The following is a 14,110-nucleotide window of genomic DNA, read 5'->3' as shown; positions in this document are numbered from 1 at the left end:
CCGAATAAAGGCAGACAAACATCATGGCCGCACTTGTTATCGCAGAACACGACAATGCCCACCTCAAGGGCAGCACGTTGAATACCGTCACCGCGGCCGCGCAATGCGGCGGTGACGTCCATATCCTGGTCGCCGGACAGAATGTCGGCGCCGTGGCAGAAGCCGCGGCGCAGATCGCCGGCGTGGCCAAGGTGCTGGTGGCCGACGCGGCGCAGTTCGCCGACGGCCTGGCCGAGAACGTCGCCGAGCAGGCGCTCGCGCTGGCCAGCAACTACAGCCACATCCTGGCTCCGGCCACCGCCTACGGCAAGAACATCCTGCCGCGCGTGGCAGCCCGCCTGGACGTGGCGCAGATTTCCGAAATTACCAAGGTCGTGTCGCCGGACACCTTCGAGCGTCCGATCTATGCCGGCAACGCCATCGCCACGGTGCAATCGGCCGATCCGGTGAAGGTCATCACCGTCCGCACCACCGGCTTTGATGCCGCAGCGCAGGGCGGCTCGGCGCAGGTCGAGACCATCACCGCGGTAGGCGATGCCGGCAAGTCGAGCTTCGTGTCGCGCGAAGTGGCGAAGTCGGACCGTCCGGAACTGACCGCGGCGAAAGTCATCGTCTCCGGCGGCCGCGGCATGGGCTCCGGCGAAGCCTTCAAGGTGCTCGAGCCGCTGGCGGACCGTCTCGGCGCGGCCATGGGCGCCTCGCGCGCCGCGGTGGACGCGGGCTTCGTGCCGAACGACTGGCAGGTCGGCCAGACCGGCAAGGTCGTGGCGCCGCAGCTGTACATCGCGGTCGGCATCTCGGGCGCGATCCAGCATCTGGCCGGCATGAAGGATTCGAAGACCATCGTCGCCATCAACAAGGATCCGGAAGCGCCGATCTTCCAGGTGGCCGACTATGGCCTCGCCGGCGACCTGTTCGAGATCGTGCCGCAGCTGGTCAAGGAACTCGGCTAAGCGCAGCATCCATAACAAGATGAGAACCAGGGCAGGAAACGTGGCATCCGCGTGACCTGCCCGATTTTTTTGGAGACTCCAATGAGCTATGTCGCGCCCCTGAAGGACATGTTGTTCGTGGTGAACGAGCTGGCCGATCTCGCCGCCGTCAATGCCCTGCCGGGCTGCGAGGAAGCCACGCCGGAAACCGTGGAAGCGGTGCTGGAAGAGAATGCGAAATTTTGTGGTGAAGTCATCGCGCCGCTGAATGTGACCGGCGACCGCCAGCCAAGCAGCTGGCAGGATGGCCGCGTAACGACCACGCCCGGATTTGCCGACGCCTTCCGCGCCTTCGGCGAAGCCGGCTGGCAGGGCGTGCAGCATCCGACGGAATTCGGCGGCCAGGGCTTGCCGAAGCTGGTGGCCACGCCCTGCATCGAGATGCTGAACTCGGCGAACCTGTCTTTCGCGCTGTGCCCGCTGCTGACCGATGGCGCGATCGAAGCGCTGCTGACTGCGGGCAGCGATGAACAGAAGGAGACCTACCTCGCCAACCTGATCTCGGGCAAGTGGACCGGCACGATGAACCTGACCGAGCCGCAGGCCGGCTCGGACCTGGCGCTGGTACGCACCCGCGCGGTGCCGCAGGGCGACGGCAGCTACAAACTGTTCGGCACCAAGATCTACATCACCTATGGCGAGCACGACATGGCCGAGAACATCGTCCATCTGGTGCTGGCACGCACGCCGGACGCGCCCGAGGGCGTGAAGGGCATTTCGCTGTTCGTGGTGCCGAAGTTCCTGGTCAATGCCGACGGCTCGCTCGGCGCGCGCAACGATGTGCATTGCGTCTCGATCGAGCACAAGCTCGGCATCAAGGCCAGCCCGACCGCGGTGCTGCAGTTCGGCGACCATGGCGGCGCGATCGGCACCCTGGTCGGCGAGGAAAACCGCGGCCTGGAATACATGTTCATCATGATGAACGCCGCCCGTTTCGCCGTTGGCATGCAGGGCGTGGCCGTGGCCGAGCGCGCGTATCAGAAGGCGGTGGCCTATGCGCGCGAGCGCATCCAGTCGCGTGATCTGGCTGGATCCGCCGGGCCGGTGGCCATCATCCATCACCCGGATGTGCGGCGCATGCTGATGTCGATGCGCGCGCAGACCGAGGCGGCGCGCGCGCTGTCTTACGTCACCGCTGCCGCCTACGATGCCGCGCACCATGCCACGGATGAAGCGACGCAGCGTGCCAATCAGGCCTTCTACGAATACATGGTGCCGATCGTCAAGGGCTGGTCGACCGAAATGTCCATCGATGTGGCTTCTACCGGCGTGCAGGTGCATGGCGGTATGGGCTTCATCGAAGAGACCGGCGCGGCGCAGTACTACCGCGATGCCCGCATCCTGCCGATCTATGAAGGCACGACCGCGATCCAGGCCAACGACCTGGTCGGCCGCAAGACCGCGCGCGATGGCGGCGCCGTTGCGAAGGCGATCCTGGCGCAGGTACGCGCCACCGTCGATGCGCTGGAAGGCCAGGCCGGGGACGATTTCGTCGCGATCCGCAAGCGCCTCGCCGACGCGGCTTCCGCGCTGGAGGACGTGGTCGATTTCGTCGCCGGCAACATGAAGAGCGACATCAAGGGCGTCTTCGCCGGCAGCGTGCCTTACCTGAAGATGGCCGGTGTGGTGCTCGGCGGCTGGCAGATGGCGCGCGCGGCGCTGGCGGCGGGCAAGCGCCTGGAGGAAGGCTCGGGCGACGCGAAGTTCTACCAGGCCAAGATCGGCACCGCGCGCTTCTACGCGGATCATTTCCTGTCGCAGGCGCCGGGCAGCCGGGATGCGATCGTCTCGGGCAGCGCGGGCGTGCTGGCGCTGGCGGAAGACCAGTTCTGATCCCTTCCTCATCTCCATCGACGGCAAGCTTTAGGGCTTGCCGTTTTTTTTTGGCGCCGGACATGCTCGGGCGCCGCTGGCCTGGCGCAGCGCCCGCATTGCCCCGAACAGGCATAATGGTTGTCCTGCCAAGACTGCCGCCAACCATGCCTGTCTACAAGATTCCCGAATCGGTCCTCGTCGTCATACATACTCCTGAACTCGATGTGCTGCTGATCGAGCGCGCGCAAAACCCGGGTTTCTGGCAATCGGTGACGGGTAGCAAGGACAGCCTCGATGAACCCTTGATCGAAACCGCCATGCGCGAGGTGTGGGAAGAGACCGGCATCAAGGTTGCGGCGGATCATCTTCGCGATTGGCAACTTTCCAATGTTTACGACATCTACGCTACGTGGCGGCATCGTTATGCGCCGGGCGTGTTGAAGAACACCGAGCATGTGTTTTCGCTGCAAGTGCCGCGCGGCACCGAGGTGGTGCTGGCGCCGCGCGAGCATCGCGATTTCATGTGGCTGCCCTGGCGCGAAGCGGCGGATCGATGCTTTTCGCCATCGAACGCGGAAGCGATCCTGCAATTGCCGCAGCGCGTCGCGCCGTCCCTTTCCGGCGGCGCGAACCAGACGGAAACGACTTCATGAAACTGCGTATTGCAACCTACAACATCCACAAGGGCGTCTCGACCATAGGCGGCAAGCCGCGGATCCAGTCACTCAAGCAAGCGCTGTCGACGCTGAACGCAGACCTGATCTTCCTGCAGGAAGTGCAGGGCAGGCATGACGTGAACGCAATCAAGCATGCGGCGCTGTGGCCCGACGAGGCCCAGCATGAATATCTGGCGGGAGCCGAGCGTCATACCGCCTACGGTCTGAATGCGGTCTATGACCATGGCCACCACGGCAATGCGCTGATCAGCAATTTCCCGATTGCATCGTCGAACAACCGCGACGTGTCGGACCATGCGTATGAATCGCGCGGCATCCTGCATTGCGTGGTGCAGGCCGATGGCGCGAGGCTGCATTGCTATGTGATCCATCTCGGCCTGTTCGCGCGCAGCCGCCGGCGCCAGACCGAGGCGCTGATCGAGGCGGTGCGGGAAAGCGCGCCGCCGGATGAGCCGGTCATCATCGCCGGCGATTTCAATGACTGGAACAACCAGCTATCCGACACGCTGCGCGAGTGCCTCGGCGTGGTCGAGGTCTTCGACCACAATCTGCCCAGCCGCAGCTTCGGCACCTATCTGCGCCGGCTTTCCGGGCGCGGTCCCAAGCTCACGCCGGCGCGCACCTTCCCGGCGGCCATGCCGGTGCTGCAGCTCGATCGCATCTATGTGCGCGGTTTCAAGGTGCATGCGGCCAAGGTGCTGCATGGCCTGATGTGGAGCAGGCTGTCCGACCATGCGCCGATCATGGCCGACCTCGAACTGGCGTAACCGGACAGCGTCTTCATGCAACGGGTCGCCTTTACCGGCAATAACCGCCTCGCGCTCCTGCATTGCGGCGCCGAATTCTTTCCGGAGCTGATCAAGGCCTGCGATGCCGCGGCGTCCGAGATTCACCTCGAGACCTATATCTTTGCCGACGATCCGACCGGCAGTGAGGTGCGCGAGGCGCTGGTACGCGCCGCCGCCCGTGGCGTGCGGGTGCAGGTGATTACCGATTGGGTCGGCACCGGCCGCGCCGAATCGGAAAAGCTGCATGCGATCTTCAAGGCCGCGGGCGTGGCGCATCGCAGCTTCAATCCGTGGTTCCGGCGCGGCTTTGCGCGCACCCATCGCAAGATCTGCGTGATCGACGGCAAGACCGCTTTCCTCGGCGGTTTGAACATCAATGACGACCTGATCTCGGACGATGATTCGGCCGCGCCGCTGCCGGCGCCGCGCTGGGATTTCGGGGTGCGCATTGATGGGCCGCTGGTCGAGTCGGTGCAAAGGGAGATCGTCACGCAATGGATGCGCGTGGGCCATCTGCGCATCAAGTCGCGGCTGGAACAGTTGCGGCGGCTGCGCACCCGCCATGTCGAAAAGGAAGAAGATGCGCCTTCCTATGCGGCGCTTGTGGTGCGCGACAACCTGCGCAACCGCCGCACGATCGAGCGCGCCACGCTGCATGCGCTTGGCCATGCGCGCGAAAGCGCCTGGCTGGCCAATCCGTATTTCGCGCCGGGCCGCAAGCTGCGCGTGGCGCTGACGCGCGCGGCCGAGCGCGGCGTCGATGTGTCGCTGCTGCTCGGCGTGGGCCAGTTTCCGATCCAGGACGCGGTGGCGCGCTCGTATTACCCCAAGCTGCTCAAGAGCGGCGTGAAGATCTACGAATACCAGCGCACCCAGCTGCACGGCAAGGTCGCGACGATAGACAAGGATTGGTCGACGGTGGGCTCGAGCAATTACGACGGCTTTTCGCTGTTCGTGAACCAGGAAGCCAACATCGTGATCCGCGACGAGGAATTTGCCTGCGCCCTGCGCGAGCACATTGGCAACGGCATCCGCGACGCCGTGCGCGTGCGCGCCGAGGACTTCGGCCGCCAGCCCTGGTATCGCCGCTTCTGGTATGGCATGGCGTTCCTGCTGTATCGCGGCGTGCTGCAGATGATCACGATGGGGCGCTATGGTTGAAATCCGGCGCAAACCCTCGATATGGGAAGCATGCATAAACAGGATACGAAACCGATGAATCAGGACAATGTGCGCGTCGACAAATGGTTGTGGGCAGCGCGCTTCTTCAAGACCCGCACCATGGCCACCGACGCGGTCGATGGCGGCAAGGTCAAGCTCAACGGCGAGCGCATCAAGCCGGCGCGCGGCGTGAAGCTTGGCGACAAGCTCGACATCGACAACGGCGCCACCGAATGGGAAGTCGTGGTCGAAGGCTTGTCCGAGGTGCGCCGTGGCGCGCCAGAGGCGCAACAGCTCTACCGCGAAACGGAAGACAGCGTAAAGCGACGCGAAGAAGCCGCCGAACAGCGCCGCTATTTCCGCGAGCCCGGCGAAACGATCCGCGGCCGTCCGACCAAGCGCGACCGGCGCGTGCTGAGCCGTTCGCAGGGCTGATTTCCCCACCGGGCAAACGACGGTTTCAATTCGAGCGGATTGGCTTGCCCGTCAGTTTGCGGGCAATCAGCAGGGCCGCGCTGATGGCCAGGCTGCACAGCGCGAACAGCAGCAGTTCCAGCGGCCATAAATTGTGTGAAGTCGGATCGCGCGTGACTTCGATCTCGAAGCGTAGTACTGCGAAAGACATCAATGCGACCGGCATCGCGGCAGCGAAGCGCCAGCCGCCGCGCCAGCGCCAGCACAGCCACAGTGGCAGTGCCAATCCCGAGAGACCCAGTGCAAGCATGGTCAAGCCGAGGGCGAATATCAGCAGCCTCGTTACAATGCCGACCGGCTCGCGCATGCTCGCATCCATTGCCTGTTTTTCAGCGGCGGCCACACGCGCACTGGCTGCGCTTACCCATGCAGGGGACGTTTCCGCTGCCGCGCTCGACCCTGTTCCGACGACATGAACGCGGTAGGTCGCCACGACCGGGTTCTTGCGGCCGTCGCCGGCAGTGATGCGGATTTCGTCGACTTCCTCTCCCGGCCTCATGAAGAAGAACCAGGCCACTGCTTCGCCTTCGCCCGCATATTGCGCGGAGGGACTGGTACCGGCATCCGGCACCCGCTTTCCCTGAAAGAAAGGCTGGATCCAGATGCCGACCGGCACGTCGGTCGCATAAGCCAGGCGCAGGTGGAAATTCCAATTGTTCGGCAGGCTGATGCTCGGGCCTGAAGGATAAGTCTCCAGCACCCGTATCGTCGTGTTTGCCTGCGCCACCCCGAACAGGCACAGGCTCCATAGCAGCACCAGCAGCTTCGCGACCCGGATGCGCATGACGATTTTCCCCCTGGCATTGTGCTGCGTGGATTGTGGCGGAACGCCGCCGTGCGGCGATTGTAGCCAGACAATTGCGCCGAGGCATCCCTAGAGCTGCTACTCTAGGACCAGGTTTGACTTTCGAATTCCCGTGCATAATAGTACGAACGTTCGCATTCAGTTCGCGCACGGAACCTCATCACCCGACTTCCTCGTTCCAACATGACTGACACGACACCCAAATTCATGCGCAAGGGTGAAATGACCCGCGCCGCCATTCTCGACGTTGCTCTCGGGCTTGCCAGCCGCGACGGCCTCGAAGGCCTGACCATCGGCCTGCTGGCCGACAAGATGAACATGAGCAAGTCCGGCGTGTTCGCCCATTTCGGTTCTCGCGAGGATTTGCAGATCGAAGTGTTGAAGCTGTACCACCATCACTTCGAGCAGGAAGTGTTCTATCCGGCGATGAAGGAGCCGCGCGGATTGCCGCGTCTGGAGGCCATGTTCGCCGGATGGGTGAAGCGGGTGACGGTGGAGATTGCCTCGGGCTGCATCTATATCAGCGGCGCGGTCGAGTATGACGACCGTCCCGGCGCGATCCGCGAGGAACTCGTCGGCATGGTCAAGGCCTGGCAGGACGCCTTGTACCGCTGCGTGGTGCAGGCCGTGGAGATGGGACACCTCCGCGCCGACGCCGATCCGCAGCAGCTCGTCTACGAGATGTATGGCCTGATTTTGGCGCTGCACCACGATGCCCGCTTCATCAAGCGGCCCGGCAGCGTGGAGCGCGCGCGACTCGGTTTCGAGCGGCTGCTGCAAAGCTATCGCGCCGATGGGCTTGAAGGCGATGCGAAGAATGCGAAGCATGTGAAGACGTCCGGCAGAAAACCTGTCGGCACCGAGTAGAACAACCAGCCGGAATATCCAGGAGAAGACCATGCCCCAATACATCGCACCCCTGCGCGACATGCAGTTCGTGCTGCACGAGCTGCTGCAGGTGGACCAGGAATTGAAGCAGCTGCCGCCGCACGCCGAAGTCGATGCCGACATCATCAACCAGGTGCTCGAAGAGGGCAGCAAGTTCACCCAGGACATCCTGTTCCCGCTGAACCATTCCGGCGATCGCGAAGGCTGCAGGCTCGACGTCGCCACGCATGAAGTGAAGACACCCGAAGGCTTCCGTTCGGCCTACCGCCAATATGTGGAAGCCGGCTGGCCGGCGCTGTCCTGTGACCCGGAATACGGTGGCCAGGGCTTGCCGGTGGTGCTGAACAATGCCTTCTATGAAATGCTGAATTCGGCGAACCAGGCATGGACCATGTATCCGGGCCTGTCGCACGGCGCTTATGAAGCGCTGCATGCGCATGGCACGCCCGAGCTGAAGGCGATGTACCTGCCGAAGCTGGCCTCGGGCGTATGGACCGGCACCATGTGCCTGACCGAAGCGCATTGCGGCACTGACCTGGGCCTGTTGCGCACCAAGGCCGAGCCGCAAGCCGATGGCTCCTACAGCCTCACCGGCGGCAAGATCTTCATCTCGGCCGGCGAGCACGACATGGTCGAGAACATCGTGCACCTGGTGTTGGCGCGCCTGCCGGACGCGCCCGCCGGCACCCGCGGCATCTCGCTGTTCCTGGTGCCGAAGTTCATCCCGGACGCGAACGGCAAGCCGGGCGAGCGCAACCGCATCTACTGCGGCGCGATCGAAGAAAAGATGGGCATTCACGGCAACGCCACCTGCCAGATGAATCTCGACGGCGCGACCGGCTGGCTCATCGGCGAGCCGAACAAGGGCCTGAATGCCATGTTCGTGATGATGAACGCAGCGCGCCTCGGCGTGGGCATGCAGTCGCTGGGCCTGACCGAAGTCGCATTCCAGAATGCGCTGGTCTATGCAAAGGACCGTCTGCAGATGCGCAGCCTGTCCGGCGTGAAGGCGCCGGACAAGGCGGCCGACCCGATCATCGTGCATCCGGACGTGCGCCGCATGCTGCTCACTGCGAAGGCCTATGCCGAAGGCGGCCGCGCGTTCAGCTACTACACCGCGATGCTGATCGACCGCGAGCTGAATCATCCGGATGAAGCGGTGCGCCGTGAAGCGGCCGACCAGGTCGCGCTGCTCACGCCGATCATCAAGGCATTCCTCACCGACAACGGCTGGATCGCCACCTCCGAAGCGCTGCAGGTCTACGGCGGCCATGGCTACATCTCGGAATGGGGCATGGAGCAGTATGTGCGCGACGCGCGCATCAACATGATTTACGAAGGCACCAACACTATCCAGTCGCTGGACCTGCTGGGCCGCAAGGTGCTGATGGACAACGGCGCCAAGCTGAAGGTCTTCGGCAAGCAGGTGCAGGCTTTCGTCGAAGAGCATGGTCTGGATGAGCGCATGGCCGAGTTCGTCGGCCCGCTGGCCGATCTCGGCGAGAAGGTCACCAAGCTGACGATGGAAATCGGCATGAAGGCCTTCCAGAACCAGGACGAAGTCGGTGCGGCCGCCGTGCCTTACCTGCGCGTGGTCGGTCATCTCGTCTTTGCCTACTTCTTTGCCCGCATGGCGAAGATCGCGCTGGACAAGCAGGATTCCGGCGACAGCTTCTACAAGTCCAAGCTTGGCACGGCGCGCTTCTACTTCGCCAAGCTGCTGCCCGAGACCGCGATGCTGATCCGCCAGGCGCGCGCCGGTTCGTCCAGCCTGATGGCGCTGGATGCGGACTTGATCTAAGTCCCATGTAGGGTGGGTGAAACCCACGCGGCCTGCGGTTGATCAATGAAGCCGCGTGGGCTGCGCCCACCCTACGTTTGCCCGAAACATCATCCCCGGAAATCACCATGTCCAATTTCATCGTGAAGAAAGTCGCCGTGCTCGGCGCTGGCGTGATGGGCGCGCAGATCGCCGCCCATTGCGTGAATGCCCGCGTGCCGGTGCTGCTGTTCGACCTGCCTGCCAAGGAAGGCCCGAAGAACGGCATCGCGCTGCGCGCCATCGAGAACCTGAAGAAGCTGTCGCCGGCACCGCTGGCCGACAAGGATCTGGCCGCGCTGATCACGCCGGCCAACTATGAGGAAAACCTGGCGCAGCTCGCCGAATGCGATCTCGTCATCGAAGCCATTGCCGAGCGCATGGACTGGAAGCATGACCTGTATGCGAAGGTCGCGCCGCATATCGGTGCGAACGCGATCTTTGCGTCGAACACTTCCGGCCTGTCGATCACGGCGCTGTCCGAAGGATTTGCCGCCGAGCTGAAATCGCGCTTTTGCGGCGTGCACTTCTTCAATCCGCCGCGCTACATGCACCTGGTCGAACTGATCCCGACGCCGGCAACGCAGCCCGAGATCCTGGACCGCCTCGAAGCCTTCCTCACCACCACGCTCGGCAAGGGCGTGGTGCGCGCCTTCGATACGCCGAACTTCATCGCCAACCGCGTCGGCATCTTCGGCATGCTGGCCACGATGAAGGAAGCGGAAAAGTTTGGTCTGTCGGTGGACGTGGTCGACGATCTCACCGGCGCACGTCTGGGTCGCGCCAAGTCCGGCACCTTCCGCACCGCGGACGTGGTTGGCCTGGATACGATGGGCCATGTGATCAAAACCATGCAGGACAACCTGAAGGACGATCCCTTCTATGAGGTCTATGCAACGCCGCCGCTGCTGGCGAAGCTGATCGAAGCCGGCGCGCTCGGCCAGAAAGCCGGCGCGGGCTTTTACAAGAAGGTCGGCCGCGATATCCAGCGCGTCGATCCGGCTTCCGGCGGCTACGTGGCCGGCGGCGCGAAGGCCGACGATTTCGTTGCGCGCGTGCTGAAGGAAAAGGATGCGGCCAAGCGCATGAAGGCGCTGCACGATTCCACCAATCCGCAGGCGCAGTTCCTGTGGGCCATCTTCCGCGATGCCTTCCATTACATCGCGCTGCATCTGGAGTCCGTCGCCAACAATGCGCGCGATGTCGATCTGGCGCTGCGCTGGGGCTTCGGCTGGAACATGGGACCGTTCGAGAGCTGGCAGGCCGCGGGCTGGAAGCAGATCGCGCAATGGGTGCAGGAAGACATCGAGGCCGGACGCGCGCTGTCGAAGGCGCCGCTGCCGGCCTGGGTCTTCGATGGCCGCGACGGCGTGCACACGCCCGCAGGTTCCTGGTCGCCGAAGAAGAATGCCTATGTGCCGCGCTCGACGCTGCCGGTGTATGCGCGCCAGGCCTTCCGCGCGCCGGTGCTCGGTGAAGCCGCGCCGGAAGGTGCCAAGGCTGGCGAGACGGTGTTCGAGGATGACTCGGTGCGCATCTGGCATGGCGGCGACGACGTGCTGGTGCTGTCGCTGAAGACCAAGATGCATGTGATCGGGCCGGGCGTGATCGATGGCATTACGCGCGCGGTCGATGAAGCCGAGCGCAATTACCAGGGCCTGGTGATCTGGAACAGCGATGCCGCTGCCGGCGGCGCGTTCTCGGCCGGCGCCGATCTGCAGGCGATGATGCCGGTCTTCATGTCCGGCGGCGCCAAGGCGATCGGTCCCGAAGTGGCGCGGCTGCAGGCGGCACACCAGCGCCTGAAATATGCGCAGGTGCCGGTGGTGGCCGCGGTTGCGGGCCTGGCGCTGGGCGGCGGCTGCGAGCTGATGCTGCATGCGGCGCGGCGTGTGGTCGCGCTGGAAAGCTATGTCGGCCTGGTTGAAGTCGGTGTCGGTCTGGTGCCGGCCGGCGGCGGCCTGAAGGAAATCGCGGTGCGCGCGGCGCAGGCGGCGCAGGGCAACGACATCCTGCAGTTCCTGAAGAACGGCTTCATGGCCGCGGCCACTGCCACGGTGTCCAAGTCGGCGCATGAGGCCCGGAAGATGGGCTACCTGTCGCAGGACGATGTGATCGTCTTCAACCCGTACGAGCTGCTGCACGTGGCCAGGAGCCAAGCGCGCGCCATGTTCGACGCGGGCTATCGTCCGCCGCTGGCGGCGCCGGTCCCGGTGGTCGGCCGCTACGGCATCGCCACCATAGGCGCGCAACTGATCAACATGCGCGACGGCGGCTTCATCTCGGCCCATGACTACAAGCTCGGATTGATGATTGCGGAAATCGTCTGCGGCGGCGACGTCGATGCCGGCAGCCTCGTCAACGAGCAATGGCTGCTGGACCTCGAACGCAAAGCCTTTGTCGAGCTGCTCGGCAATCCAAAGACCCAGGAACGGATCATGGGCATGGTGCAGACCGGCAAGCCGGTGCGCAATTAAGTTCTCAGGAGAGAAAAAAATGGCACAACAACTGCAGGACGCCTACATCGTCGCCGCGACCCGCACCCCGATCGGCAAGGCGCCGCGCGGCATGTTCAAGAACGTGCGCCCGGACGACTTGCTGGTGCGCGCAATCCAGTCCGCCGTGGCCCAGGTGCCGAACCTGGACCCGGCATTGATCGAAGACGCCATCGTCGGCTGCTCATTCCCGGAAGCCGAGCAGGGCCTGAACATGGCGCGCATGGCGGTATTGCTCGCGGGCTTGCCGAAGACGGTGGGCGGCGTGACCGTGAACCGGTATTGCGCCTCGGGCGTGACCGCGCTGGCGATGGCCGCCGACCGCATCCGCGTCGGCCAGGCCGATGTGATGATTGCCGCCGGCGCCGAGTCGATGTCCATGGTGCCGATGATGGGCCACCATCCTTCGATGAACATGGGCATCTTCAAGGACGAGAACATCGGCATGGCCTATGGCATGGGCCTGACCGCAGAAAAGGTCGCGCAGCAATGGAAGGTGTCGCGCGAAGACCAGGATGCGTTCTCGCTCGAATCCCACCGCCGCGCGATCGCAGCCCAGCAGGCCGGTGAATTCAATGACGAGATCACGCCGGTGGAAATCATCGAACGCGTGCCCAACCTGGCCAGCGGCGAAGTCCAGATCAGGACCCGCACCGCGACGCTGGATGAAGGTCCGCGCGCCGATTCGACCATCGAGGCGCTGGCGAAACTGAAGCCGGTGTTTGCCGCGAAGGGCACGGTCACCGCCGGCAACAGCTCGCAGACCTCGGACGGCGCCGGCGCGCTGATCCTGGTCAGCGAAAGAATCCTGAAGCAGTTCAACCTGACGCCGCTGGCACGCTTTGCCTCCTTCGCCGTGCGCGGCGTGCCGCCGGAAATCATGGGCATCGGTCCGAAGGAAGCGATACCCGCAGCGCTGCGCGCGGCCGGCATCACGCAGGATGCGATCGACTGGTTCGAGCTGAACGAAGCCTTCGCCGCGCAGGCGCTGGCAGTGATCCGCGACCTGGGCCTGGATCCGGCCAAGGTCAACCCGATGGGCGGCGCAATCGCGCTCGGCCATCCGCTTGGCGCCACCGGCGCGATCCGCGCCGCTACCGTGGTGCATGCGCTGCGCCGCCGCAACCTGAAGTACGGCATGGTGACGATGTGCGTCGGCACCGGCATGGGCGCGGCCGGCATCATCGAAAGGGTTTAAGCAACACATCGCCATACCGGGGCCGCGCGACCTTTCGTCCTGCGGCCCTTATTCATTCCCGCTACCAACAACAGGAAACAAGCATGGATATCGCAAGCCACGTCGAAGGGGGCATCTGCAGCATCGAATTCAATCGCCCTGAAAAGAAGAACGCGATCACCGCGGCGATGTATGCCGCAATGGCCGATGCGCTGGAGTCCGCGGAAAAGGATGCCGCGGTGCGGGTCATCCTGTTCTCGGGCGCCGGCGGCATCTTCACTGCCGGCAACGATCTCGAGGACTTCATGAAGCAGCCGCCGGCAGGGGAGAGCAGCCCGGTATTCCGCTTCATGGAAGCGTTGCGCCATGCGAGCAAGCCGGTGGTGGCCGTGGTCGGCGGCGCTGCGATCGGCATCGGCACCACGATGCTGCTGCATTGCGACCTGGTGTATGCCTCCGAGAACGCAAAGCTCTCGCTGCCCTTCGTGCAGCTCGGCCTGTGCCCGGAATTCGGATCAAGCCTGTTGCTGCCGCTGCTGGCGGGCCACCAGCGCGCGGCCGAGAAGCTGATGCTGGGCGAGCCGTTTTCGGCGCAGGAAGCGCAAGCCTTCGGCCTGGTGAACCGGGTGGTGGGCAATGAGGAATTGCACGCATTCGCCCGCGCGCAGGCGGCCAAGCTGGCGGCGCTTCCGGCGTCCTCGCTGCGTGAGACCAAGCGCTTGATGAAGGCGGCGCAGCGCGATGCGGTATCGACGCAGATGGCCGACGAGGGCGCGCAGTTCCGGCGCATGCTGAATGCGCCGGAAGCGAAGGAAGCCTTCACTGCCTTCTTTGAAAAGCGCAAGCCGGACTTCAGCCGGTTTGCGTGATTGCCTGGTTGCCTGATGGCGAGCGCAGCGTTTGCGCACAGTGGCTGATCAAGCCTGTGCCGCGCCGCTCGCCGCATCGGGCGCGGTCAGCATGTCGTCAGTTTCGTAATCACGCTGTCATTTCCTGTCCTTAATCTGTCGCGGTTTCTG

General features: G+C 64.2%; 12 protein-coding genes. 11 read left to right on the top strand and 1 reads right to left on the bottom strand.

The features are described from left to right. Positions 1 to 23: 23 nt before the first annotated feature. The 6 genes from JJB74_RS03005 to JJB74_RS02980 all read left to right on the top strand — a co-directional run bounded on the left by JJB74_RS03005 (position 24) and on the right by JJB74_RS02980 (position 5,868). Complete coding sequence (locus JJB74_RS03005) at positions 24 to 953, top strand: electron transfer flavoprotein subunit alpha/FixB family protein (protein WP_200590317.1); 930 nt, start codon at positions 24 to 26, stop codon at positions 951 to 953. 81 nt (positions 954 to 1,034) lie between these two features. Next, positions 1,035 to 2,825 carry an acyl-CoA dehydrogenase gene (locus tag JJB74_RS03000; protein WP_200590316.1) on the top strand — a complete coding sequence of 597 codons (1,791 nt, stop codon included), beginning with the start codon at positions 1,035 to 1,037 and terminating at the stop codon, positions 2,823 to 2,825. A 146-nt stretch (positions 2,826 to 2,971) separates the two neighbouring features. Next, positions 2,972 to 3,460, top strand: a complete 489-nt coding sequence (gene nudB / locus JJB74_RS02995; protein ID WP_200590315.1) for a dihydroneopterin triphosphate diphosphatase — start codon at positions 2,972 to 2,974, stop codon at positions 3,458 to 3,460. After that, the gene (locus tag JJB74_RS02990; RefSeq protein WP_200590314.1) at positions 3,457 to 4,251 is read left to right on the top strand and encodes an endonuclease/exonuclease/phosphatase family protein; all 795 of its coding nucleotides are present in this window, start codon (positions 3,457 to 3,459) and stop codon (positions 4,249 to 4,251) included. Before nudB ends, JJB74_RS02990 begins: the two co-directional genes overlap by 4 nt. Before the next feature lie 15 nt (positions 4,252 to 4,266). Then, a complete protein-coding gene (gene clsB / locus JJB74_RS02985; RefSeq protein ID WP_200590313.1) occupies positions 4,267 to 5,433 on the top strand; it encodes a cardiolipin synthase ClsB in 1,167 nt (388 codons plus the stop codon). A 54-nt stretch (positions 5,434 to 5,487) separates the two neighbouring features. Continuing rightward, positions 5,488 to 5,868 carry an RNA-binding S4 domain-containing protein gene (locus JJB74_RS02980; protein WP_200590312.1) on the top strand — a complete coding sequence of 127 codons (381 nt, stop codon included), beginning with the start codon at positions 5,488 to 5,490 and terminating at the stop codon, positions 5,866 to 5,868. 25 nt (positions 5,869 to 5,893) lie between these two features. Here the strand turns inward: JJB74_RS02980 and JJB74_RS02975 are convergent, their stop codons facing one another. Then, positions 5,894 to 6,691, bottom strand: a complete 798-nt coding sequence (locus JJB74_RS02975; protein WP_200590311.1) for a hypothetical protein — start codon at positions 6,689 to 6,691, stop codon at positions 5,894 to 5,896. 228 nt (positions 6,692 to 6,919) lie between these two features. Here JJB74_RS02975 and JJB74_RS02970 point away from each other — a divergent pair, with 228 nt between their 5' ends. The 5 genes from JJB74_RS02970 (at position 6,920) to JJB74_RS02950 (ending at position 13,960) form a co-directional block, all read left to right on the top strand. Further along, positions 6,920 to 7,579, top strand: a complete 660-nt coding sequence (locus tag JJB74_RS02970; RefSeq protein WP_200590749.1) for a TetR/AcrR family transcriptional regulator — start codon at positions 6,920 to 6,922, stop codon at positions 7,577 to 7,579. Positions 7,580 to 7,610: 31 nt separating this feature from the next. Next, positions 7,611 to 9,401, top strand: coding sequence for an acyl-CoA dehydrogenase C-terminal domain-containing protein (locus JJB74_RS02965; protein ID WP_200590310.1), 1,791 nt, complete (start codon positions 7,611 to 7,613; stop codon positions 9,399 to 9,401). Positions 9,402 to 9,508: 107 nt separating this feature from the next. Then, on the top strand, positions 9,509 to 11,896 hold the full coding sequence (locus JJB74_RS02960; protein WP_200590309.1) for a 3-hydroxyacyl-CoA dehydrogenase NAD-binding domain-containing protein: 2,388 nt from the start codon (positions 9,509 to 9,511) through the stop codon (positions 11,894 to 11,896). 19 nt (positions 11,897 to 11,915) lie between these two features. After that, positions 11,916 to 13,112, top strand: a complete 1,197-nt coding sequence (locus JJB74_RS02955; protein WP_200590308.1) for an acetyl-CoA C-acyltransferase — start codon at positions 11,916 to 11,918, stop codon at positions 13,110 to 13,112. Between the two features lie 83 nt (positions 13,113 to 13,195). Further along, positions 13,196 to 13,960 (top strand): enoyl-CoA hydratase, encoded by a 765-nt coding sequence (locus tag JJB74_RS02950; RefSeq protein ID WP_200590307.1) that lies wholly within the window; start codon positions 13,196 to 13,198, stop codon positions 13,958 to 13,960. The last annotated feature ends 150 nt before the right edge of the window (positions 13,961 to 14,110 follow it).

The organism is Noviherbaspirillum pedocola (assembly GCF_016632335.1).
Classification (GTDB): domain Bacteria; phylum Pseudomonadota; class Gammaproteobacteria; order Burkholderiales; family Burkholderiaceae_D; genus Noviherbaspirillum_A; species Noviherbaspirillum_A pedocola.
Note: the sequence above shows the minus strand (reverse complement) of the source record. Positions and strands in the feature narration are given on the sequence as shown.

Coding starts and splice junctions, on each gene's coding strand:
- JJB74_RS03005 (WP_200590317.1), top strand. CDS start 24: ATGGCCGCACTTGTTATCGCAGAACACGACAATGCCCACCTCAAGGGC.
- JJB74_RS03000 (WP_200590316.1), top strand. CDS start 1,035: ATGAGCTATGTCGCGCCCCTGAAGGACATGTTGTTCGTGGTGAACGAG.
- nudB (WP_200590315.1), top strand. CDS start 2,972: ATGCCTGTCTACAAGATTCCCGAATCGGTCCTCGTCGTCATACATACT.
- JJB74_RS02990 (WP_200590314.1), top strand. CDS start 3,457: ATGAAACTGCGTATTGCAACCTACAACATCCACAAGGGCGTCTCGACC.
- clsB (WP_200590313.1), top strand. CDS start 4,267: ATGCAACGGGTCGCCTTTACCGGCAATAACCGCCTCGCGCTCCTGCAT.
- JJB74_RS02980 (WP_200590312.1), top strand. CDS start 5,488: ATGAATCAGGACAATGTGCGCGTCGACAAATGGTTGTGGGCAGCGCGC.
- JJB74_RS02975 (WP_200590311.1), bottom strand. CDS start 6,691: ATGCGCATCCGGGTCGCGAAGCTGCTGGTGCTGCTATGGAGCCTGTGC.
- JJB74_RS02970 (WP_200590749.1), top strand. CDS start 6,920: ATGCGCAAGGGTGAAATGACCCGCGCCGCCATTCTCGACGTTGCTCTC.
- JJB74_RS02965 (WP_200590310.1), top strand. CDS start 7,611: ATGCCCCAATACATCGCACCCCTGCGCGACATGCAGTTCGTGCTGCAC.
- JJB74_RS02960 (WP_200590309.1), top strand. CDS start 9,509: ATGTCCAATTTCATCGTGAAGAAAGTCGCCGTGCTCGGCGCTGGCGTG.
- JJB74_RS02955 (WP_200590308.1), top strand. CDS start 11,916: ATGGCACAACAACTGCAGGACGCCTACATCGTCGCCGCGACCCGCACC.
- JJB74_RS02950 (WP_200590307.1), top strand. CDS start 13,196: ATGGATATCGCAAGCCACGTCGAAGGGGGCATCTGCAGCATCGAATTC.